The 23313-nt window shown below is 43.7% G+C and carries 22 protein-coding genes and 1 pseudogene; 9 read left to right on the top strand and 14 right to left on the bottom strand.

What is annotated here, in order from left to right:
* The first annotated feature begins 14 nt into the window (after window positions 1-14).
* Window positions 15-722, top strand: coding sequence for a Uma2 family endonuclease (locus LC608_RS29385; protein WP_229556948.1), 708 nt, complete (start codon window positions 15-17; stop codon window positions 720-722).
* 83 nt (window positions 723-805) lie between these two features.
* On the opposite strand, the gene LC608_RS29380 is transcribed toward LC608_RS29385, so the two are convergent.
* The 10 genes and pseudogenes from LC608_RS29380 to grpE all read right to left on the bottom strand — a co-directional run bounded on the left by LC608_RS29380 (window position 806) and on the right by grpE (window position 10837).
* The gene (locus LC608_RS29380) at window positions 806-1003 is read right to left on the bottom strand and encodes a hypothetical protein (protein ID WP_229556947.1); all 198 of its coding nucleotides are present in this window, start codon (window positions 1001-1003) and stop codon (window positions 806-808) included.
* Window positions 987-1160 (bottom strand): annotated as a pseudogene (locus LC608_RS29375) (hypothetical protein); the annotation flags it as partial. The gene LC608_RS29380 and the pseudogene LC608_RS29375, both read right to left, overlap by 17 nt.
* An 87-nt stretch (window positions 1161-1247) precedes the next feature.
* Window positions 1248-2837, bottom strand: a complete 1590-nt coding sequence (locus tag LC608_RS29370; protein WP_229556946.1) for a glycoside hydrolase family 57 protein — start codon at window positions 2835-2837, stop codon at window positions 1248-1250.
* Window positions 2838-3069: 232 nt separating this feature from the next.
* Complete coding sequence (locus LC608_RS29365; RefSeq protein ID WP_229556945.1) at window positions 3070-3780, bottom strand: Uma2 family endonuclease; 711 nt, start codon at window positions 3778-3780, stop codon at window positions 3070-3072.
* Between the two features lie 266 nt (window positions 3781-4046).
* Entirely contained in the window at window positions 4047-4214 is a 168-nt protein-coding gene (locus LC608_RS29360; RefSeq protein ID WP_229556944.1) for a hypothetical protein, read from the bottom strand.
* A gap of 74 nt (window positions 4215-4288) precedes the next feature.
* On the bottom strand, window positions 4289-5413 hold the full coding sequence (rsgA, locus tag LC608_RS29355) for a small ribosomal subunit biogenesis GTPase RsgA (RefSeq protein ID WP_229556943.1): 1125 nt from the start codon (window positions 5411-5413) through the stop codon (window positions 4289-4291).
* On the bottom strand, window positions 5410-5664 hold the full coding sequence (locus LC608_RS29350; protein ID WP_229556942.1) for a sulfurtransferase TusA family protein: 255 nt from the start codon (window positions 5662-5664) through the stop codon (window positions 5410-5412). The genes rsgA and LC608_RS29350 overlap by 4 nt, the downstream gene beginning before the upstream one ends.
* The gene (dnaJ, locus tag LC608_RS29345) at window positions 5664-6791 is read right to left on the bottom strand and encodes a molecular chaperone DnaJ (protein WP_229556941.1); all 1128 of its coding nucleotides are present in this window, start codon (window positions 6789-6791) and stop codon (window positions 5664-5666) included. The genes LC608_RS29350 and dnaJ overlap by 1 nt, the downstream gene beginning before the upstream one ends.
* Before the next feature lie 1111 nt (window positions 6792-7902).
* On the bottom strand, window positions 7903-9861 hold the full coding sequence (gene dnaK, locus LC608_RS29340; RefSeq protein WP_229556940.1) for a molecular chaperone DnaK: 1959 nt from the start codon (window positions 9859-9861) through the stop codon (window positions 7903-7905).
* 226 nt (window positions 9862-10087) lie between these two features.
* Window positions 10088-10837: a nucleotide exchange factor GrpE gene (grpE, locus tag LC608_RS29335; RefSeq protein ID WP_229556939.1), complete on the bottom strand. Its 750-nt coding sequence runs from the start codon at window positions 10835-10837 to the stop codon at window positions 10088-10090.
* A 366-nt stretch (window positions 10838-11203) separates the two neighbouring features.
* Here grpE and LC608_RS29330 point away from each other — a divergent pair, with 366 nt between their 5' ends.
* From LC608_RS29330 to LC608_RS29315, 4 genes are all read left to right on the top strand, one after another.
* A complete protein-coding gene (locus tag LC608_RS29330; protein ID WP_229556938.1) occupies window positions 11204-13207 on the top strand; it encodes a GspE/PulE family protein in 2004 nt (667 codons plus the stop codon).
* A 107-nt stretch (window positions 13208-13314) separates the two neighbouring features.
* On the top strand, window positions 13315-14442 hold the full coding sequence (locus LC608_RS29325; RefSeq protein ID WP_229556937.1) for a type IV pilus twitching motility protein PilT: 1128 nt from the start codon (window positions 13315-13317) through the stop codon (window positions 14440-14442).
* Window positions 14443-14549: 107 nt separating this feature from the next.
* Window positions 14550-15773, top strand: a complete 1224-nt coding sequence (locus LC608_RS29320; protein ID WP_229556936.1) for a type II secretion system F family protein — start codon at window positions 14550-14552, stop codon at window positions 15771-15773.
* 153 nt (window positions 15774-15926) lie between these two features.
* Window positions 15927-16487 (top strand): hypothetical protein, encoded by a 561-nt coding sequence (locus LC608_RS29315; RefSeq protein ID WP_229556935.1) that lies wholly within the window; start codon window positions 15927-15929, stop codon window positions 16485-16487.
* 150 nt (window positions 16488-16637) lie between these two features.
* Here LC608_RS29315 and LC608_RS29310 read toward each other — a convergent pair whose 3' ends face one another.
* Complete coding sequence (locus LC608_RS29310; protein ID WP_229556934.1) at window positions 16638-17660, bottom strand: saccharopine dehydrogenase-like oxidoreductase; 1023 nt, start codon at window positions 17658-17660, stop codon at window positions 16638-16640.
* A gap of 241 nt (window positions 17661-17901) precedes the next feature.
* Window positions 17902-17970: a hypothetical protein gene (locus LC608_RS37380; RefSeq protein WP_308189945.1), complete on the bottom strand. Its 69-nt coding sequence runs from the start codon at window positions 17968-17970 to the stop codon at window positions 17902-17904.
* Window positions 17971-18463: 493 nt separating this feature from the next.
* Here LC608_RS37380 and LC608_RS29305 point away from each other — a divergent pair, with 493 nt between their 5' ends.
* The 4 genes from LC608_RS29305 (at window position 18464) to LC608_RS29290 (ending at window position 20221) form a co-directional block, all read left to right on the top strand.
* Window positions 18464-18634 carry a hypothetical protein gene (locus tag LC608_RS29305; protein WP_229556933.1) on the top strand — a complete coding sequence of 57 codons (171 nt, stop codon included), beginning with the start codon at window positions 18464-18466 and terminating at the stop codon, window positions 18632-18634.
* 490 nt (window positions 18635-19124) lie between these two features.
* Window positions 19125-19334, top strand: a complete 210-nt coding sequence (locus LC608_RS29300; protein ID WP_012406943.1) for a DUF2997 domain-containing protein — start codon at window positions 19125-19127, stop codon at window positions 19332-19334.
* 39 nt (window positions 19335-19373) lie between these two features.
* Entirely contained in the window at window positions 19374-19760 is a 387-nt protein-coding gene (locus tag LC608_RS29295; RefSeq protein WP_229472741.1) for a DUF1257 domain-containing protein, read from the top strand.
* Entirely contained in the window at window positions 19760-20221 is a 462-nt protein-coding gene (locus LC608_RS29290) for a ferredoxin (RefSeq protein ID WP_229556932.1), read from the top strand. Before LC608_RS29295 ends, LC608_RS29290 begins: the two co-directional genes overlap by 1 nt.
* Window positions 20222-20397: 176 nt before the next feature.
* Here LC608_RS29290 and LC608_RS29285 read toward each other — a convergent pair whose 3' ends face one another.
* Together LC608_RS29285 and LC608_RS29280 are read right to left on the bottom strand one after the other, a co-directional pair.
* Entirely contained in the window at window positions 20398-20682 is a 285-nt protein-coding gene (locus LC608_RS29285; RefSeq protein ID WP_094328132.1) for a YiaA/YiaB family inner membrane protein, read from the bottom strand.
* Window positions 20683-21582: 900 nt separating this feature from the next.
* A complete protein-coding gene (locus tag LC608_RS29280) occupies window positions 21583-23214 on the bottom strand; it encodes a DUF4335 domain-containing protein (RefSeq protein ID WP_229556931.1) in 1632 nt (543 codons plus the stop codon).
* Window positions 23215-23313 lie beyond the last annotated feature (99 nt).

Below are 23313 nucleotides of genomic sequence, written 5' to 3'. Positions count from 1 at the left end.
TGAGGTATCCGACCATGACAGCCTCAGTAGAGTATATCCCCGTTACCCCAATTGAGTACCCAGATGAGGATGGTAAGCCGATGGCCGAAGGTGATTTACAGCGCAAGTGTCTCGTATACGCTACCACTGTACTAGAAATTTATTTTCAAAATCACCCAGATGTATACGTTGCTGGTAATCTATTTATTTACTACGAAAAAGGTTATCCAGAATCGGTTGTCGCACCAGATGTATTTGTGGTGTTTGGAGTCGAAAACCGTGACAGACGCTCTTACAAAACCTGGGAAGAAAATAATCAAATCCCAGATTTTGTTCTAGAGATTACCTCAAAAAGCACCCGCAGCAAAGACCAAGGTGCAAAGAAAGGAATTTACGCCTTTCTGGGAGTGCATGAATATTTCCAATATGACCCCACAGGCGATTATCTCAATCCCCAACTCCAGGGTTTACACTTGGTCGATGGGAATTATTTTCCAGTAGCAGCCAATACCCTGCCAAATGGTACAGTGTCCCTATCCAGTGAAGTTTTGGGGCTAGAGTTACGCATGGAGGCGGGAAAACTACGTTTTTACAATCCAGCTACGGGTCAAACATTGCTAACTCATGAAGAGGAAGCAGCAGCACGACAAGCCGCAGAAGAGGCTCGACAGCAAACAGAGCAAAAAGCGCAAAGATTAGCTGCTAAACTCCGAGAATTAAATATTGATCCAGATAACCTTTAGCTAAGTCCGGCAATATTAATAAAATAATCGGGTGAGTATGATTTACCCCCCTTAATTATGCTTACTGAAATTAGACAATAATCTCAAAGTTCTCCATTAATCTTGCGCCTGATGATTTCGATCTGGGCTTGCATATCAGCTTCTGTCACAGGCATAGGATAGCCTTTAGAATTAGGGTCACGTTTGCTCATTAAAAAACGTAGAGCCTCAATGTCTTCGCGGTTTTCCACGACGTAAGCTCTCAACTCTGTAAAACTCATTTGCTCATAATTCTGGTTCATTGACAAAATCCCAGATTCCATTACTTAGTACAATGACTTGGAGTTCATCTCCAGCTAGGATGTAAACTTGCCCTGTTTTGTCGTCAAATCGAAATAAGCGGATGTCTTTGTAAAGATTTGACAGCATTTGACAAACCCTTACACACGCTAAGGCTTGCTCTGTTGTTGGTAAAAGAAACCCTCCTCACTACTAATATAGGGTGAGCAATGCCCACCCTACTGCTGTTGATTATTTTTTGTGAGACTATAGCGGACGGTAGACGCGATAGTTGATTTCGGGGAAGATATTATCCATTAACTCGACTTTTTCCAACCAACCACTGTCAACTTTGCCGACTTTAACATCTTCGTAGAGCTTATTGAACCGCATTAAGTGCGATCGCGTCCGTCTAACTGCATAGGGTACCATTGTTCCCGTCCGCATAATAAATGCCCAGTCGGAAGATTGTGCTAATAACAGTTCCCGCGCCGCTTGGTTGAGCGCTTTCCACTGCAATTCATCCTCTGGTTCCAAATGCGAGATTTCAATCATCCGTTCAGCAGCTTTGTGCAAATGCGGATAAACCCACGCATTCGTTTCGTTCAACCAATACTCGTGGAAACCCTTGAAACCCCAACTCGACTGCGAAGGACGACAAACTTGCTGATTCGGCTGATCTCGCAAATAGTCTGCTAAATGGGTCATTTGATATGTTTTTTGGTCATACCATGACTTGCGGAATAGGTAATCTATGAACCAAGGGCCTTCATACCACCAATGTCCAAATAACTCTGCGTCATAAGGTGAAACGATAATTGGCGGGCGCTGCATTATACCATAGAGATGCTCAGATTGCCGCTCTCGGTTATACATAAAGTTATCAGCGTGTTCTGCTGCCTTTTCCTTAGCCCAATACGGATCGTAGAGTGCCTTATCTGAAAGTCCTAAGCCACGCCCCGTAATTTTGTGATACTTAATACCCGTATTTTTCCGCTGACCATTGGGCATAATGTACGGCTTGATGTACTCATATTCTGCTTCCCAGCCCAAATCTTTGTAAAATTCCCGATATTCCGCCGCCCCAGGATAGCCCACCTCAGAAGACCATACCTGTTGGGAAGATTCATGATCTCTTCCAAAGACCGCAACACCAGTTTCTGTATAAATTGGGGCATAAGTGCCAAAGCGCGGACGGGGACGGGCGTAAAGGATGCCATGCCCATCAGTGAGGAAGTAGCGTAAGCCAGCATCCGCTAGCATCCGGTCTAGACCTTCATAGTAGGCGCATTCAGGCAACCAAATGCCTCTGGGTGCTTGTCCAAAGGTTTGCTCGTAATGTTCGCAAGCTACCTGAATTTGCGCCCACACCGCTTCTGGATACATTTTCATCAACGGCAAATAGCCGTGAGTAGCGCCGCAAGTGATGATTTCCAGGTTGTTACTGTCTTGGAACTGCTTAAAAGCTGTCACCAAGTCACCTTGATTGCGTTCCCATAGCTGACGCGCTTCTTTAAACTCAGTAATGTAATGTTCGGCTAAATAACGAAGATGTCCGTTATTGACATTATGTTCTGCTTCTAGTTGTATAAGTTCTTCTAGTTGAGTCAAGTGTGCGTCATAGCGTTCTTGCAACAGAGGGTCACGAAGCATGGACACTAGAGGTGGTGTCATACTCATCGTGATTTTAAAGTCGATACCGTCTCGCTTTAAGCCTTCAAATACTTTCAATAAGGGGATGTAGGTTTCTGTGATGGCTTCATAAAGCCATTCTTCCTCCAGCACGTAGTCACTTTCCGGGTGACGAACGAAGGGCAGATGTGCGTGGAGTACAAGCGCGACGTAGCCGATAGCCATAGTGATTTTGGGGTGATACTTGTAAGTTGAAGGTCGAGAGGTTGGGCTGAAATTAACAATATTTTAAGACTTTATGGGGATCGTAAGAATAGTTTTCAATTGAGTTAAATACAGTGCTTGTAGGGGTACAACATTGTTGTGCCCCCACCGCGTCTTGTTGTTAACTAGTTGTGAATCTCTGTAAAACCTTTCTGTATTATTTATTTATTGTATAATCCTGTACTTAAAATATTTACTCAGGTTCAATGCCTGCGGCTCGTAAGCGTTCTGCCAATTTTTCAGCCCGTTGGCGTTCCTGTGCTAATTGTTGGTTCACTTGCTGCAATTGTTGGTTTGCTTCTTCTTCTGGCAACATCACTCGATGCCCATCTGGGGTAAAAAAGCGTAATTTACCCTCCTCAACTCCCAAATACAGCCTTAACTGCTGACTCCACAACCAACCTGACTCAGTGGGTGCAATGTCTTGATATTGACCATCAACTAAGTGAAATCCCTGGAATTCTAAGTTATTTGGGTCAAACCAAAAGTAATCAAGGGTGCGAAATGTATTCTGGTAAATTTGCTTTTTCAAACCTTTATCAACCGAGGCAGTAGAATCAGATAACATCTCAATAATCACATTGGGATATTTGCCGTCTTCTTGCCATACAACCCAGCTTTTGCGGTCTTTTTTTTCTGTATCTAAAACCACAAAGAAATCAGGGCCTCGAAATTCTTCTGATTTTTTCTGGTTAGGACTGAAATAAATAGTCAAGTTGGCGGTAGCATAAAAATCCTGACGATCGCGCCACCACCATTTAATCAGGCGGATAAGTAAATCAATTTGTTCGCGGTGTAAATCAGATTCCAATGGGGGTTCGTCACTATAGATGTCACCTGGTGGGAAAATTATACTTTCATTGACATCTTTTACACTAGTGGTGGTAGCCAGGGGCTGAGACATACAAGATAGTTTTTCTATTTGTATCCATGCTATCGTGACCAACCTTTACATAGAAGTTCGATCACACTCCTTATCAAAACAGAATTCAGGAGTCAGAATTCAGAATGAATTATGTACGACTGGCGGATGAATAAACAGCGTTTTGCACTCGCACTAAAATATTTAGATTTAGTGGTCTTTACTACGTGACATTGAGGAGAAGGGATAAATAAATTCCTTCTGTCCTCTGCCTTTTTTGATAATATTGGACATCCATTAAGGCAGGCTTATTGTTTGTACTGCTGTTGTATTTCCTTATCTTTTTGCAGTACGCCTTCCAATTGCCTTGCTGCATCATCTGCTGGCTGTCGCTTTATGTACTCGCATCCTACAAAGATCAATACTAGAGCGATCGCTCCTACTAGCAAGACCAGTTGATTTTTATCAATTTTCAAGGATGACACCTTTTGCTAATTAATTATAGTATTCCCAGGCATGAGCGATCACCTCTCCAATTTCCTCAGCTTGTTCATTCCTCATCCCGGTATAACTCCTGCAAGTCCTGTAACTGAGTTTTGCGGGAAATTCGGCGATATTTTTTACTTTCTAACTTGGGTTCGTATTGACTCTGCCCTTTGCCTTTGCTTTTGCTTTTTAACTTCATCGTAGATTCAGGATCAGCTTGTTGGTGCAGCTGAGTTTGACGAGCGATCGCATCGGACAAAAATTCTAAATAATGTTCATATCGTTCCCAGTCTCCCCGCACCGCACATTCCGGCTCGTCTCGATGCAGACAATCGCTAAAGCGACAGCTAGCAACTGCTAACCGCTTTCTTGCTTCTGGGAAATAATGGATTAATTCTTCTGGTATACAATCCATGTCCGGCTGATTAAAACCGGGGGTGTCTGCAAGCATTCCACCATTAGGTAACTCAAATAATTCTATATGGCGAGTGGTATGACGACCACGAGCTAGTTTGCCAGAAACTTCCCCTACTCGCAGTTTGGCAGATTCAATCAGCGTATTAATCAGGCTGGATTTGCCAACGCCGGAAGGCCCAGCGATTACGGTAATTTTATTACTCAAATATCTAGCTGCTTGGTCGGTATTTATACCATCTTTGACGCTGATAAATATTGGTTCATAGCCCCAACCCAGTAGGCGATCGCTAACTTGCTGCTGTTCCTGTTGTGAAATTAAATCACTTTTATTCAAACATAAAAGCACATCCAAGCCAGTGGACTCAGCCTTAATCAGGAACCGACTGAGTTGATAAGGTTCCAAAGGCGGATCAGCAACGGCAAATACCAATAGGATTTGGTTGACATTGGCGATCGCTGGACGATCTAATTCGCTTTGGCGGGGTAAGACATCAGCGATCGCACCCCGTCCCCCAGCCCAATCTGGCTCTTCTACTACAACGCGATCGCCTACCATCACCTGTTGCCCGATTTTTTTCAATCGTGTTCGGCGAGTACATAGCAGGAGGAGGGAATGAGGGGGATGGGGAAGAGGAGGATCATGCTCCCTCATCTCCCTCATCTCCCTCATCTCCCCATCCTCTTCATCCAGCTGTACTCGGTAAAAATTAGCCTGTACAGCCACCACCGTACCCAATAACTGCCTAGTTGCGGCAAAATTTTCCCCTGTCATTGGCTAGCAACTGGACGGCGTACTAACAGAGAAAAATAACTAGTGCAATTTGTAATTTGTTCCACATGATAACCTGCCATTGTCAGACTATCGGGAACCTGCTCAATTGGCTCACCTGGGTCTAGCCAGACTTCTAGTAAACCTCCCAATGGCATTTTCTCCAGACGTAATTTTGTCCGCACAAAATTAATTGGGCAAGGAGTGCCGCGTAAATCAAGTTGAGCATCAGGAGTTAAAAGAGAGGGCTTCATTACTTAAATAAATTTCCCAAGAATCCTTCTAGACCGCCTTTACCAGTGCGATCTCCCTTAATTTTAGCCAGCTTCTCCAACAATTCCCTCTCATCAGGGGTAACCTTGGTGGGAATATCAATTAATACTGTCAGCATGTGATCCCCTCGACTAACGGGATTACCCAAACGGGGTACGCCGCGATTTTCCAACTTCATCACCGTATTGGGCTGGGTTCCAGCCGGAATGATCAGTTCCACAGGCCCATCTACCGTATCTACCTCTAACCGACAACCTAAAATCGCTTGCAGGTAGCTAAGTTTGATTTCCGAGAGAATATTAATGCCATCCCGTTGGAATTCCTCGTCCTCATTTACGAACAAGTAAACGTACAAATCGCCAGGAGGCCCACTGCGTTGGCCAGCATCTCCTTCACTAGAAATCCGCAAGCGTGTGCCATTATCCACACCAGCCGGAATGGTAATTTTGAGTTTCTTTGTAACTTGATTTGCGCCTTTACCATCACAGGCATCACACTTATCTTCAATTACCATCCCTGTCCCATTACAGGTGGGACAAGTCGAAACTTGGGTAAAACTGCCAAAAGGTGTTCTGGTAACACGGCGGACTTGACCCGATCCGGTACAAGTAGAACAAGTCCGAGGGCGGGTTCCAGGTTTAGCACCAGAACCACTACAGACTTCACAATTTTCTAGATGGGAAATGCGAATTTCTTTTTCCCCGCCAAATACCGCTTCCCGAAAATCTAACTTCAGGTCTAGCCGCAGGTCATCACCCCTAGCAGGCCCACTGCGCCGTCTTTGTTGCGTGGGATTACCCATACCGCCAGCAAAGCCACTAAAAATGCTTTCAAAGATATCGGCAAAACCACCCATATCGCCAACATCTTGGAAACCTGAGCCTGCACCGGAGACACCCTCTGGGCCAAAGCGATCATAACGAGCGCGGGTTTCTGGCTCTGAGAGTACCTCATAAGCGCGGTTAATTTCTTTAAAGCGATCCTCCGCCCCCGGTTCTTTGTTCACATCTGGGTGATACTTCCGGGCTAAACGGCGATAGGCTTGTTTGATTTCTTCTTTGTCGGTGTCACGAGAGACACCCAGGATTTCATAATAGTCGCGGGCCATATAGCAAAGGTAAAAGTTAGAAGGAAGAAAGCAGAAGGTGAACCTGCGCGGTCTTGGGGGTTTCCCCCATCAGCGACTGGTGTTAGCGGAGCGTTAGCGACCTTAGGAGCGTCACCCGTTCGCGTAGCGTCTCCGTCAGGAGAAGGGCAGTAGAACGTCACCGTCACTTGCTACCCTACCGAAAAGTGTTTTGCCTATAGATGAAGCAACACAGTATCTTTTAAAGAGCAGCTTGCCGGAGGTTAGGCAGAAGATAAAATTAATTTATGTTAATAACTGATTTTACCCTTTACCTTTTACAAAAATCACCGACAAATCTTGAGCAACAGGTGCTTTCCTCGTAGGAGACGACAAAAGCGATAGAAGTTAGCAGCAGGGGAAGCTTATGCTCAGACTTCTCACTGCCGAGTCGGCTGTCTCTTTTACAATTGTGCTACGTAGGAGAGGAAAACCCCGCCCATCAACCAGAGGGGCTAGCCGCACTATTAGGTGTGGAAAACCACCCATATGCTTTAAATCGCATCTGAACTGGCACACTGCCTAGCCACAGTAATTTGCTTCTACAATCTAACAAACTGCTGGGGTCTTGTGAAACTTCGCTAAATTTATAATCTAAATATATAGATATATTAAAGTGCCTTAATAAAAATCTGCAACTTAGGGGTGGGGAAGAGGCAGGGGAGCAGGGGGCAGGGGGCAAGGGAGAGAACAAATAATTACCTTTTTATTGATCGAGCGTAAAACCCCATCCCTTGATGGGTGGGGATGTAAGCGAACCAGGCACTATGGTAAAATACGAATACCTATCTCAGACATGACATTTCTTGACTGCAACTCGGTATGCTGGAGAACAGGAAAAAGCGGTTTGTCCGTGACGATAGAAGTGGTCAAAGACCATCCCCGCAGAGTTCGGGATGCCCCATTCGTGGGACGAGCAGAAACTTGTTCTCTCTACTGCTAGTCAGACGGAAAGACAGGGTGCGGTCAATAACCCGTATGCGACAGATCCTAGTGGTCTAGTTGCAAGCCACATCCCAAGAGTGAGTGTGGCAGTTGACTTACTCTTTCCCCTCTGCTCCCTGCCCCCTGCCCCTCTGCCTCTTGCCAATGCCTAATCTATAGCTTCATAATCAACTTGGGCTGTACTTTCTTCGTCAAAATCAAAGTTGAATTGTGGTATTAGTGTGCCATTCATTGGTGAGTCTACTTCTGGGGTAGAGAGATTAGCTGAAGCCTCCTCAATTTCATCACTTTGGCTGTTAGCTCGATTGTAAACATCAGCACCAATTGCAAACAAGGTTTGTTGGAAGTCGTCTAAGCGCTGCTTAAATTCCACTGTGGAAATACTAGAGTCAATCATTGCAGCTTGGAGTTGTGAAACTTTTTCACTGGCCAAGGTTTTCATCTGGTCGCCGATAAAGCTGCTATTGTCCTTGATGGTGGATTCGTAACTGAACAACAGATTATCTGCTTGATTTTTGAGTTCAACCAATTCTTTACGTCTTCCATCTTCGTCGGAAAACAGTTCGGCCTCTTGGCGCATCCGTTCGACTTCGTTGGTACTTAAACCACCTGTATTGGTAATCCTGACACTTTGTTCTCTACCTGTACCTTTGTCTTGGGCAGAAACCTTCAAGATGCCATTGACATCGATTTCAAAGGATACTTCAATTTGCGGCACACCACGAGGCGATGGGGGAATTCCTGTTAGTAGAAACTTGCCGAGACTCTTGTTGTCTCGTGACATTGCCCGTTCACCTTGGAGGATGTGAATTTCTACCGAGGTTTGCCCATCAACTGCTGTGGAAAAAATTTGTGACTTACTGGTGGGAATTGTGGTGTTGCGTTCAATAATTTTGGTGAACACTTCACCCAAGGTTTCAATTCCCAACGACAGAGGAGTGACATCCAACAGTAAAAGATTATCTACTTCGCCACCCAACACCCCTGCTTGGATAGCCGCTCCCAATGCTACGGCTTCGTCAGGGTTGATGGAGCGATCGGGAGCTTTGCCATTGAAAAACTTAATTAGCGCGTTTTGGACTGCGGGAATACGGGTAGAACCACCTACCAAAATAATCCGATCTATATTTTGTGGTTTGAGATCCGCATCTTTGAGCGCTTGGATCATTGGTTCGATGGTGGCTTCAATTAAATTAAGTGCCAGTTCTTCAAATTTAGAGCGGCTGAGTTCCATCTCCAGATGCTTTGGCCCGGTGTCATCAGCCGTGATAAACGGTAAGTTGACGGAGGTATTCACGATGCTGGAGAGTTCAATTTTTGCTTTTTCTGCTGCTTCCCGCAGGCGTTGCAGTGCCATTTTATCTTGGGAGAGGTCGATTTTCTCTTGTTGCTGGAAGCGTTCCATCATCCAAAGCACGATCGCATTATCAAAGTCGTCTCCACCCAAGTGGTTGTTACCACAAGTCGCTTTAACTTCAAAAACGCCATCTCCAAGTTGCAGGATTGATACGTCGAAGGTTCCGCCTCCTAAGTCAAATATTAAAATTAGCTGCTCTTGGTCTTGCTTGTCCAATCCGAAAGCTAAAGCCGCAGCTGTTGGTTCATTGATGATTCGCAAGACTTCTAATCCTGCAATGGTGCCAGCATCTTTAGTTGCTTGTCTTTGGGCATCTGTGAAATATGCTGGTACGGTAATCACTGCCTGAGTAACTTCCTCACCCAAGAAGCTTTCTGCATCCTGCTTAAGCTTTTGCAGGATCATGGCAGACAGTTCTTGTGGCGTATAGTTTTTTGAGCGAATTTGGACATCAACGGTATCATCTCGACCTTTGACACAGTTGTAAGGGACGCGATCGCGTTCTGTTTCAGTGTCTTCCCAACGCCGCCCGATAAATCGTTTAATACTGTAAATTGTGTTTTCGGCATTGGTTACGGCTTGGCGCTTTGCCAATTGACCGACCAAGCGATCGCCACTCTTGCCAAATCCCAGAATACTTGGAGTAGTTCGTCCACCTTCAGAACTGGAGATCACCTGTGGTTGACCGCCCTCCAAAACTGCGACGCAACTGTTAGTAGTGCCTAAGTCGATCCCAATAACTTTTCCCATATTTATCAGTATTTTTACCGAGTTTTCTGCTGTAATCTGTCGCGGACTAAACTTTTTTGTCCGAATCAAGGCTAGCGGATAACGTCTGTGGAATCCCTATTACTGGTAGCAAGAGAGAAATTGAAACACAGAGAGTTATCCAAAGCCTTGTTCAAGTTTTAGGTACACGATGCTCGTCCTTGCTAGAACCCAGGCACTTTAGGTCAGCGAGGCAAGCGACTACAGCTTAACTGTTGGCTGAACTCGACTGATCTTCTGGTGCGGAAGGTGTATCTTCCTTGGGAGCAGCTACTTTGACCATTGCATGGCGTAGGACGCGATCGCCTAAGAAGTATCCGCGCACTAACTCTTCTAACACTGTTCCTTCAGGATGTTCATCCGTAGGTTCGCGCATTACTGCTTCGTGTAGGTTAGGATCAAATTCTTGACCTTCAGGACGCATTGGTGATACACCCAAGCGCTTCAGGCTATCTACCAATTGTTTGTAAACGCCTTGGTAACTTTTGTGCATGGTCATTTCGCCTTCAGATTGCGGTTTGAGGTGCGATCGCGCCCGCTCAAAATTATCGACCACTGGCAGCAATTCTAGAATGGTGTTCCGCTTGATCTGTGTCTCTAACTCTTCTTTTTCTTTGCTAGTACGTTTCCGGTAATTCTCAAAATCGGCGGCAATCCGCATATATTGAGTACTACGCTCTTCTAGCTGCGTTTTCAGAGAGTCGTTTTGTTGAGTCAGTTCTGCCAAAGCTGCTGTTTCCACTCCAGTTTTCTCACTTGCAGCGACGCTATTTTCTGGATTGAGATTAGCCGTATCCCCCGATACATTAGTTTGGGCTGTCACTTGCTCTGTCACCTCGCTACCAGATTCATTGAAATTAATTTGGGCTGGGGAGTCACTCTTCATTGCTTGCTTTACCTCTGTTGGTTCACCCAATTGCTGGCTTGTATTGTTTATCTGTTTATTTTCATCCATCATTGTCTACTCATTCCAGATGCTTATGGCAGTGTATCTCCACAGCTTGCAACTGTCGTCATCCACGACTTGCTACTGAGGCTGATTTTATTGCCGACAAGTTTCTGAAAATGATGTAACCGTCCTCTTATTGTGACAAATGGTGAACACGTTGGCCCAGACGCCACTAAGGCGGGAACCCGAACGAGTAATTTCCAAGAGTAGCGCTGGATGTAACTCGCCCCTCATCTTATTTGAAAATATCTTTAATTTTAAATTTTTAATTCGGAGCAAAGCGAGGTGACTCAGGACTTTTTTTAGAAATGAGAATTCTGTCTCACAGCCTGGGAATACTTTAAGCAGAGGTTTCCCCAAATCAATTGCTCATTTATGAACTCGTCACCACAACGGCGCAGTACCGCTCTAACTACCAGAACAGAGTTTTCACCCTTCGGGAACAAGCTAGTGCAATCTGGCTATGTCAATACCGAACAGATGAGACAGGCACTAATTGAAAGCCGCAAATCTGGCAGACCCTTAACGGAAGTACTAGAGTCAATCACTGAGCAACAACTAACACCTGAGTTGCTCAGGCAATACAAAAAACAGCAGCTATTTGAACTAAAAATACTATACGGTGTTGAATTCCTTGATCCGGAAGTCAATTCCTTTGGCAACACGGAGATGGCGAACCTGATCGAAACCCTCATCCCAGTGGATATTTGCCGTCGCCACCGTTTAGTACCACTATCGAAACACAAAGACCAAACCCCGCCCTCAGTTTTAGTGGCGATGGTCGCTCCAGATAATCTAGAGGCTTCTGATGACTTAAATCGCATCTTGCGCCCCCAAGGCCTGGCGTTGCAGCGCATGGTGATTACACAGGAAGACTACCAACAGCTAATCAACCAATATTTGGATGAAATGGCTGTTAAGCAAAAGCACCTGGAACAAGCAAAGTTTACAGATATTAATCAGGATTTAGAAAACCTCGGAAATCTCGATCTTTCGGATGCTCCTGAAGAAATGGAGGCTGATCTAGGGGCAGCAATGAAGGGTGCAGAGGATGCCCCAGTCATTAACCTAGTCAACAGAATCCTGGCTAAAGCCTTGCATGAAGGCGTTTCTGACATTCATATCGAACCGCAAGAAGAAAACTTACGGATTCGCTTTCGGAAGGATGGCATACTGATCGAAGCTTTCCCTCCCCTACCGAAAAAAATTATCCCGGCGGTGACAGCCCGATTTAAAATCATCTCCAATCTAGACATTGCTGAACGGCGTATACCCCAAGATGGACGTATCCGACGGATATTTGAGGGACGTAAAGTAGACTTCCGCGTCAGCACCTTACCCAGTCGTTACGGGGAAAAGGTGGTGCTACGGATTTTGGATAACTCCTCCACCCAGTTGGGATTGAATAAGTTAATTACCGATCCGGAGACCTTGCATATTGTCCAGGAGATGGTTAGCCGCCCCTTTGGTCTGATTTTGGTGACTGGGCCAACTGGTTCTGGGAAAACAACTTCGCTGTATTCTGCATTATCAGAAAAGAATGATCCCGGTATTAATATCAGTACTGTGGAAGACCCAATTGAGTACAGCCTTCCAGGGATTACTCAAGTACAGGTGATTCGGGAAAAAGGACTGGATTTTGCTACCGCTCTGCGGGCTTTCTTGCGGCAAGATCCAGATGTGCTGCTAGTGGGTGAGACGCGGGATAAGGAAACGGCAAAGACAGCAATTGAGGCTGCCTTGACGGGTCACTTGGTATTAACTACCTTACATACCAATGATGCTCCAGGTGCGATCGCTCGTTTGGGAGAAATGGGGATTGAGCCTTTCATGATTTCTAGTTCCCTAATTGGCGTTTTAGCTCAACGTTTGGTGCGGCGTGTATGTTCTGAATGTCGTATTTCCTACACTCCTACCGTCCAGGAATTGGCTCGCTATGGTATATCAGCTTCCTCAGATATCGAAGTCACCTTCTATAAGGCTAACACCTTGACATTAGATGCGATCGCAGAAGCTAAAGGCAAAAATCAGCTTTGCTCAAAATGTAATGGAGTAGGCTACAAAGGGCGTTGTGGTGTTTATGAAGTTATGCGAGTCACCGAAAACCTGCAAACCCTGATCAACGAAGATGCACCTACAGAACGTATCAAGGAAGTGGCAATAGAAGAGGGCATGAAAACCTTGCTGTCTTACAGTTTGGACTTAGTGCGCGAAGGTTCCACCACTCTAGAAGAAGTAGAACGAGTGACGTTTACTGATACTGGTTTGGAAGCCGAGTTAAAAGCCAAACGCAAGACTGGTCTTACCTGCCAGAATTGCAAGGCCACATTGAAACAAGAATGGCTCGATTGTCCCTACTGTATGACATCTCGGTTTTAAGACTAGGCATTAGTTATTGGTCATTGGTAGATGCTTAGTAATTAGTAACTTTAAACAAATGACAACTGACAAATAACAAATAACAAATATTAAAAGGAAACAGAACTATGGAAATGATGATTGAAGACCTGATGGAGCAGTTGATTGAAATGGGTGGCTCGGATTTGCATTTATCCGCAGGTTTACCTCCCTACTTTCGTATCAGTGGCAAACTCACCCCCATAGGTGAGCATGTATTAACAGCCGATCAATGTCAAAGGCTGATTTTTAGTATGCTCAACAACACTCAGCGTAAAACCTTAGAGCAGACCTGGGAATTGGATTGTTCTTATGGTGTTAAGGGTTTGGCTCGCTTTCGGGTGAATGTTTATAAAGAACGTGGTGCTTATGCTGCTTGCTTACGGGCATTAAGTTCTAAAATTCCTAACTTTGAAAAATTAGGTCTGCCAGATATAGTGCGGGAAATGTGCGATAAGCCCAGAGGACTTATTCTAGTGACAGGCCCTACAGGTTCCGGCAAGACAACTACCCTAGCGGCAATGATTGACTTGATTAACCGCACCAAGGCAGAGCATATTTTAACGGTGGAAGATCCAATTGAATTTGTCTATGAACCAATTAAAAGCTTGGTTCACCAACGGCAACTAGGAGAAGATACTAAGAGCTTTGCTAATGCTTTGAAAGCAGCCCTACGGGAAGACCCAGATATTATTCTGGTGGGGGAAATGCGGGATTTGGAAACGATTTCTTTGGCGATTTCCGCAGCAGAAACAGGACACTTAGTATTTGGTACGCTACACACCAGTTCCGCCGCCCAAACTGTTGACCGGATTATCGACGTTTTCCCCCATGAAAGACAAACCCAAGTGCGGGTGCAATTGTCTAACTCATTGGTCGGGGTATTTAGCCAAACCTTGGTATCCAAGAAAAACCCTAAACCCGGTGAATATGGTCGGGTTATGGCTCAAGAAATTCTGATTGTTACTCCTGCTATTTCCAACTTAATTCGAGAAGGCAAAACATCTCAAATTTACTCGGCTATTCAAACTGGCGGCAAATTGGGAATGCAAACTCTGGAGAAGGTTTTAGCCGATTTTTACAAAGCAGGAACCATTTCCTTTGAAGCGGCAATGTCTAAAACTTCTAAGGCAGATGAAATCCAACGTCTCATCGGTACTTCTGTACCACCGCAGGCAGCAGGTGGGAAACCCGGTGTGGCTGCCAAAGCACATTAAAAAAACTGAGGAGATGAGGAAGTTGCAGGGTAAGTCTTTCCCTTGTGTCCATTGCATTATACCCCATGCCCAATCCCCAATAAATAACCACTATTTTGAATTGATTTATGCCAACCTACGTTGCTCGTGTTCGGGATTCTCAAGGACAATCCCGAACAGAAAAAATTACTGCCGAATCCTTGGTGCAAGCTCGTACTAATCTTAGAGATCAAGGTTTTGTAGTCCAAGAACTCAAACAATTTCAAGGATTTCAGCCAGAGGTTGCCTTCAAAAAATTCCAGAATTCCTTAGTTAAGGTTTCTGTGAAAGACAAAGCTGTTTTTTCGCGTCAATTTGCCGTTTTGATGAATGCGGGAGTTGCGATCGTTAGAAGCCTGGGCGTACTTTCTGAACAGTGTAGTAATACTAAACTGAAACAAGCCCTTGTGGAAATTAGTACCGATGTTCAAAGCGGAATGAATCTTTCAGAGGCAATGCGTAAGCATCCTGACTGTTTTGATGGACTATACGTGAGTATGATTCAAGCTGGCGAAGTTGGTGGTGTTTTAGACGAAGTATTAAATCGTTTAGCTAAGTTGTTAGAAGATGTTGCCCGGTTACAAAACCAAATTAAATCAGCAATGTCTTATCCAACTGTTGTGGGTTTTATCGCAGTTGTTATCTTTCTCGGTATGACTATTTTTCTAATTCCGATTTTTGCCAAGATTTTTGAAGAAATTGGAATCACATTACCACCTTTAACGCAATTCTTGATGGATACTAGTAAATTTTTGAGAAGTCCGGGCGCTTTCGGACTTCTCGCTGGTCTTATCGGACTTAAATTTGCTTTTACAGCATACGGTAAAACTCCTGTTGGCCGCATCACAATTGATCGCCTTTCTCTCAAGTTGCCATTGTTTGGTGACTTAATTCAAAAATCTTCGGTTGCCCGCTTTAGCCGGACTTTTGGTTCTTTGACTCGTTCAGGTGTACCAATTTTAACTTGTTTGGAAATTGTCCGAGATACATCAGGTAACAAAGTGATTGCCAATGCCATAGATGCAGCCCGTATAGAGATTCAACAAGGAGGGATGATTAGCATTGCTTTACAAAAAGATAGCGTTTTTCCGCCTATGGCAATTCAGATGATGAGTATTGGAGAAGAAACTGGAGAATTAGATACAATGTTGATGAAAGTTGCGGATTTCTATGAAGATGAAGTCGAGCAGGCAGTAAAATCAATGACCAGTATTTTGGAACCAGTTATGATTGTATTTGTAGGGGGGATGGTTGGAACCATTTTGCTGGCAATGTATTTACCGATGTTTAAAGTATTTGAAAAGATGGGATAGAGGATTTAAAGTTAAAAGTTATAAGTTAGGAGTTAGGAGTTAGGAATTAAAACTTTTAATTTCTAACTTTTAATTCCTAACTGATTAATTTAATTCTTAATTCATGTACAGACGCGATTAATCGCGTCTGTACTCCTAACTATTTAATAAACTATGACTGTGCAAAAATCTTACTACGAAGCGAGTTTGGCAGAGTACAGCAATCATCTAGCTGCGATCGCCTTACTAAAACAATATCGGCCATACTTGGAGATGATTCCCAGTCTGCGCCGTCCAGATGAAAGTGTCATCACTATCCCGTTGCCAATTGTCCGTCTTCGCAATACTACGACAAGAGCCTCACAAACGATTTGCTTACCTTGTGATGTGGCAATTTTAATGTGCGATCCAGAGTGGAAAATCAAAACTGGAGCAGAAATCCTAGTCTTTATTCATCGTGCTGATGAAGACTTTTCTGATTTGTTAGGACGCTGGCGACAAACTCAAGTTTGGCTAGACAATGATTATGAGTGGTTAATGCCTCTCCGTCACAGTCATATTTTGAGTGAAGGAGCTAATACTATATATCCTCTGTTTGTCGTTTTTAGTGAGACTTTAGAACGCATCCAACGAGGACTTATAGGAGCGGAACTTCCATTTATTATACAAGCTTCAGATTCACTGCTTGAAGAGAATTCCACAGATATTTTCTCTCCAGAAGTTCCACTAACTTAGAAAAGTTAGGAAGTAATAGTGAGGAGTTTTGAGTTTAAAATCGCAAGTTCGGAGGCTCTAAATATGCTCCAAATTTGCGATTTTATATTTTTAAATCCTAATTCCTGTAGAGACGCGATTAATCGCATCTCTACTCCTAACTTTTAATTATTACCTAACAAACTGCGGCATAATTTCGGCAGCAGTAAATATTCCATAGATGCCGCGTTGGTGCAATTGTCTACCAGCTTTGAGATAGCCAAATGCAGGGCCGCAGACATTGGCTGCCATGCTGGTTTCATCTCCTAGAGTAAAGGTATGGGTGGAAATTTTCCCTTCAAAGGTGCGCCCTGTTACCTTAACGTTGGTGCTGAGAGGCTTTTTAGGATTGCGAGTATCGACTACACCACCAACAGTAACGCGATCGCGCCCCACTATTCCCGCTACCTCTAGCATCACATCATCAGCGTGTTCCATATTCGTCAAGGTAAGCACACCATTAGTTTTATCTAGTAGTGCTTCTACCTCGGCATCAGTCATCGCCCTGGCGGTTTCCACTGTGTAACCAGGCATGTGGCCAATGTCTTCCCGAACGGTGGCACGGTAAGCTTCCCAGTTAGCAATTCCCACCCCGAAGGTAATTTCGACTTGATGAATTTCCGCGTAGCTTTGGGCGGCTAAAGCTGCTGCGGCTGTTAACAATCCGGGTGTTGCACCACAGCCTGTCATGTAGGTAATCCCGGCTGCTTGCAGTTCTTCTTTCATCCCTAGCAGTTGTTCTACAGCAGTGGTGCGCTTAATCGCATCCACTAGCACCCCACGCCAACCAGATTTGATAAACTCTTTGGCTACAGAGGGGATAAAATCATTTGGCAAGTTGGGTAAAGCCAGAAAATACCCATCCACAGGTTGAGCTATTTCAATTACATCCTGAATACTTTGATTTGTTAACGTACCAACTGGCTCTAAATGACCTACGGAACCTTGCGACTGGTAGGTTGCAATGCATTGTTGAGTATTTAAACCTTCAGCAGCGTAAGCGTAACCTTTTTGATCTGCTGCGGCGACTAAAATCATTTCCTGTTTAGCAGCAAGTACCTTGGCGGCGGCTTGTCCGAGTCCGCCGAAACCTAGTACTCCTATGCGTATCGCTGGCGAAATATTTAGAGAATTTTTGACTTTTTCGGAATTCATAGTCAATTGGTTAAGTTGAATCAAAAGCCTTTAGCATTCGCCATCTCAGCTTCCGGCTTGTAACTGGCGGCTGATGGCTGATAGCTCAAAGCTATAAAGGTTAATTATGATTCATTATCCTGGGTTCTTTGGCTGACTGATGTTTTTTTTATGTAAGCTACTTGTACAGTATCAAAAATTAATTTTCATCAACAAGCTGCAAAACCTTCTTGTATAAAGGTTCAGCCACCCAAAATTCTGCTTAATTAATTAGAGCGTCTAACAGAGGTTTCACGGCAGAAATTAGCCTTTGACTTTTACCTTCAATCAAGATGCCCTAAAATTCCTGTGTAACTAACTAAGATTTATGATAAGCCGCAACCATGCGATCGCGACGTTCATCAATCAAAACTTGATCTGCTTTCATTTCCAGCACTAGAGCGTAGACATGGAGTGGCTTGTCGTCACACATCGCTTTAGCTTCGCCAATATCCAGTTAATTGCTGAGTGCTTCAATCAGTATACGATCTTGAACTGGACGAGTTTGAATCTAGATAAAACTTTCTACTTAAGTTGCACCTGCAACTAGGAAGTTGGGATCAGTCAGTTCTCGGTACACAGCTTCAGGAATTAGGACTGTCCAGTAAAGCTGTTGTAGTGAATGAAGATGGTTAGCGGTGAGGTTGTTGATGGGCGTTTATTTGGAACATAATTTTACGAAATTTTCTTCCTTGCTTAAAGTAAAAGTAAACAGCTAAAGTGTTTAAATAATGTTATTAGCTTGCAACTTTCACTTAATTAATAAGCATTATGTTACTAGAGAAATGGCATATTTAGCAAAAGAATATCACAGTAAAGAAGGCGAGTTTAAACGTCGCCGAGATGCCGCAAAGATTGCTGTTAAAACAGCTAGAATATTTATTTCTGCTCAGGCTCGGCAAGTAATTAGAGAGTATTCGAGGGTTTGGCAACTGGCTCCTTCTATAAGTTCATAAATCAAAAGGAGTATTTTTACCTAATGATTAGTTGTCACCAGAGCTTACTTGCCACCACGTACTCAAGGGGTATAGGGCGGCTACTACTCTTGCAGCATACGCTACGCTACATCCAACATACCTGGAAAACCTTAAGAGAATAAGGTTTATCTAATGATAAAGTTTTTCACTAAATTTTATATTTTTGTGAATTGCCTTGCTGGCTATATCACCTCTAATGCTTATATTTAGGACTTTTGGCGTTTACTTGGTAAGCTCAGTAGTTACCTTGACTAATTGATGAGGTTGAGAGAGACTAACTAAATAGTAATGTAACTGCTTACAAAATTAATAATTTTTGTAAAGATTCTGAGATATATATATTGAGAGATGGAACATTATTTAACAAATGGTAAGTTTGTATCTAAGTAAAAATGTTCCTACGGCTATATTTGTAGCCTTCTGCTAAGGCAGTAGAATTTAAGCGTACTTATCCTGGTTGGCCAAGAGCATGGAGACATTAGAGTTCATAATCTATCCAGACGGTCGGGTACAAGAAAAAGTCACTGGCATTGTGGGGGCTTCTTGCGCTGAGGTTACAGCAGCAATAGAGGCACAGCTGGGGCAAGTACTTAATCATGAGCCAACCTCAGAATATTTCGCCGCCAAGGTGCAGCAATCTAATGTGGCGAATACACACACCACTTACAGCGATTGGTAAGTTTTCACAGTAGTTTAGTGTAATTAATTCACAACCACCATGTCACACTTTAGCCAAATTAAGACTCAAATCCGTAACCTTGATTCTTTGAAAGATGCTTTGACTGAATTGGGCGTAGACTGGAAACCCGGGCCACGCGAAGTCCGTGGCTATCGCGGTCAAACCCATCCTGCGGAAGTTAGTATTGAGCAGGAAAATGGCTATGACATCGGCTTTAAATGGAATGGTAAGGAATATGAACTGGTAGCTGACTTGCAATATTGGCAGCAAAACCTGTCTGTGGACGGATTTTTACGCCAGGTAACACAGCGCTATGCTTATCAAACAGTTGTCAAAGAAACCGCTCGTGTTGGTTTTCAAGTCTCTGAACAACAAAAAAATGAAGATGGTTCAATTCGCCTGGTAGTACAGCGCTGGAGTGCGTAATGGCTGATTTTCTGCCGTCGCTTGAAGAACAAGAAGAAAATCGTTCCGGTTTGGAACCAGAATTAGGGGGTTTTTTACGGGATGCCCCAGAACGTTCTGGTTTAGAACCGGAATTGGGCGGTTTTCTGCGCCAAAATGGTGTTTATGTTGACGAAATCACTTGTATTGGTTGCAAGCATTGCGCTCATGTTGCACGTAATACCTTTTACATTGAACCAGATTACGGGCGATCGCGCGTGGTTCGGCAAGATGGGGACGCTGAAGAAATTATCCAAGAAGCAATTGACACTTGTCCAGTTGATTGCATTCATTGGGTTGATTACACTGAACTGAAAAAATTAGAACAAGAACGGCAATATCAGGTAATTCCTGTAGTCGGTTATCCGGTGGAATATGCAGTTCCTGCTAGCGAACGTCGGCGTAAAAAGCAAAAGTTAAAAACTAAAAAATCCCGTTATTAAGATAAAAACCTTAAATCAAAATAAAAAAGGACTGGTATCCAGTCCTTTTACTTTTCGTCATACTAGTTAATTTTTGATGTGTAAATCACATCAAATGCTAAAAGTTAGTATTATTTGATATTGCTGAAAGGGATTTCTATTTAGATCCCATTAATCCCAAATTGTTATCGCTGCCTTTATTTAAAATTTAGAGGATCGTGTTGTGAAAGCAATTTTTCTACTTTTGCCTCGTCTAACCTAGCGGTCAATCTTCTATTTTCATGCAAGTCTCTAGTAGTTTTCGCCAAAGTAAAAGTTGAGCCAACAGAGAAAGCCATACCCATACCCATAAAGCCTTTCACCCAGCCATTTACAGGTAAGTTTACAATGCCGAAGGTGGTCATAGAAATAGAAATTACAAAAGCTGCCCAAGTTTGAATAACCCAAGCTGGACTGTCTTTCTGAGTACCAATTGTTTGCATATTTCCTACTATTTGATATGAGTGATTTATACCAATTCGTAATACTCGCCTCCAGAGAGAAGCAAGCTACGTAATTAAGAAAAATCAGATTTAATCTGGGTTCCCAAACTTGTATCTATAATTTCATTTTGGAGAATTGGTGTTAACAGTAATTGTATTGAGTGGTAAGTTTACTGGTATCAATAGTAAGACCAGTTTGGTAACTGGACTCCAAAAAGCAAGCTCAAAAGCAACTGAAGTAAGTAGAAAATAGCACAAGGGTATGTACCAGTTTTATAAGTGGCATTAAACTGAAATCTTACAGCATTCTGGATAAACCAACTGGTACAGGGGGCGCGAAAATAAAGATACCATTTTAAATGGCACAAGAGCTTGGAATAAGTAGCTGGACAAAATATTTATAGTCATTGGGAACGGAGCATTTCGTATAGAAGCAATCCCAACTGCAAGCGAATTGCTACCCTGCGGGAACGCTAAGAGCGAACATTACGCAACTCTTAGAGACGCTACCGCAAACGCTACATTCGCAATGACGTTGTGTAATTAATTCTGTATAACTTTAGAATTTTTTTGACTTTTGATAAATGACTTTTGACTTCCGTCTTGCGGTACTAGCCCGCCTCAGACTGAAGTCTGAGGCTAATAGCCAAAGTCCACTCAAGTGGACTGAAACCGTTTACTAGTAGTCTTTAGACGACTTTAGCTATAAGCAAGAGTAATTTATTATTAGGCGGTTGTTGTGACTAGTGGAAGCCGTTGCTAAATCGAGGTATGAACTTGGATGTAGAGACGTAGAATTCTACGTCTCTACAAGGATTTTCACCACAACGCACAATTGTTTTCATACCCCAATCAGCAACGCCTAGTGGAATATCTCAGGTTAAACTGATTAATTTACTTTTATTCATCTGGAAAAGTCTGTACCTTGCCATCAGGAGTGAGAACAACTCGAATTTTGACATTTTGTCCGCGTTTGTTGGCGGAAACAAAAGGTTTCCCAACTTCAGGCATCCCAGCGTTATCAATAAAGTCTCTTGCTGACTTATTGAGAGGAATAATTCGTTCAATTGTGCCGTCAACACTGACTATTAAACTGTACTCTAATGTTTGTCCTAATCCAGTGGGTGGTTGCCAACGTTTTTTTAAGTATTCTCTAGCTTCTGCTACTTGAGGTGTATCAAATAATGTGCCAGTAGCCACTTCTGTGGATGTGGGGCTTTGGCGTTCGTTCCCTAATTGATCGATAAAAGGATTATTGGCAGTTCTAGAGGAGGAAAGTTGTGAAGCAGGTTTCTCTCCAGGAGAAGGTTGCTGTAGGGAATTAATTCTTTCCTCTAGCTGTTGTGAGGTTAGTGGGGAGGGTTGGGTTGGAGTATTGCCACTATTAGGTATGGTGTCAAGAGATGGGGGGACAACTGGTGAGATATTAGTTGGTAAGCTGCTTGTGTTAGAAGATAGCCTGGGTGGCAAATCTCGCAGCTTAGGGAGAGTACCAGGTTGGGTACTTGACCCTGGAGGATTCTGTGCAAGATTTGGTAATATAGCGATTTCCTGGCCTGGGATTTTGCTAGATGGTGCGTTAGCGTTTGCGGAGCGTCCCGTAGAGAAGCTCGCCGGAGGCATCGCCGGATTAGTCGAAAGGGTTGAAGTCTTCCCTTGAGGTATTGTCAGTGCATTTAGAGGTGGCGCTGTAGAGAAACTAGAACTAGGGGCTGTTAGAGGTGCTTGGGGTAAAGTGGATGTGGAAAGTGGAGGAGTGGAACCTAGCAAATTCTCTGATGGAGTGGTGAGTCCAGGTTGAGGCGTGGGAAAGTTTAGTGAGGGTGAAGTTTCTAAAGCAGCCTTTACCGCTTCTGGATCTGCTGTTTTAGCTGTCTGCTGTTGGTTTTGTCTAACGTTGTTAGCATATTGCCAAGTAAGTGGTAATAAACCTACACCTAATACTAATACTGCGGCAACAGGTGCCCAAGCAGGGAATCTCAGAGTCGAAGTGCTGTTGAGAGTTGGGAGTGCCATGACATCAGTTGAGTACTCATCTAAAGCACTGGCCAAATCGAATAGTTGCAGCAGACTGAGTTGAATTACGGGGCCAGATGATTGGTTGGCAAGAGAATCGAGAAATAAGTTGTGAGTTAAATGGTTGCTTGGTTCTAAGCGGATATTTGCCCCAGGAATCTGGGTACTAAAGGAATTTAATGTTTTTGTAGAGGACTTTAATTCCGGCTCACCTAATGCTGTGCTTGACTCCTGGGTATCGGAGAAACTGACGCAAAAGCTTTCTGGAGACTGTTGGAGGAATTGCTGTACATAGCTTGTGACTGCATCACATAAAGCTTCGAGTTGATCGCGATCGCCCCGAATTGGAACTCTGTGTTCTTCTGGTAGTCGGGGATCATCAAAACGAAGCTCAAAGCTCAGGTGCTTGAGGACAGTTTTCCCCATCCAACGCGACAGAGGAGAGCTTTGCGCGAATACTTCTAGCGTGCAAGTAGGGGGTGTGTAGCAACGAATGACAGAATTTGATAGAGGCATGGCAGGAACTGCGAAGAAGACTATTTAAGATTTTGCAAAAAATTGAGCCAGTTGCTTGCAAAGAAAAGTTGAAAAGGCGGATTCCTCCACTCAGAACTT

Origin of the sequence: Nostoc sp. XA010 (genome assembly GCF_020829625.1) — a bacterium.
GTDB lineage: Bacteria > Cyanobacteriota > Cyanobacteriia > Cyanobacteriales > Nostocaceae > Nostoc.
Note: the sequence above shows the minus strand (reverse complement) of the source record. Positions and strands in the feature narration are given on the sequence as shown.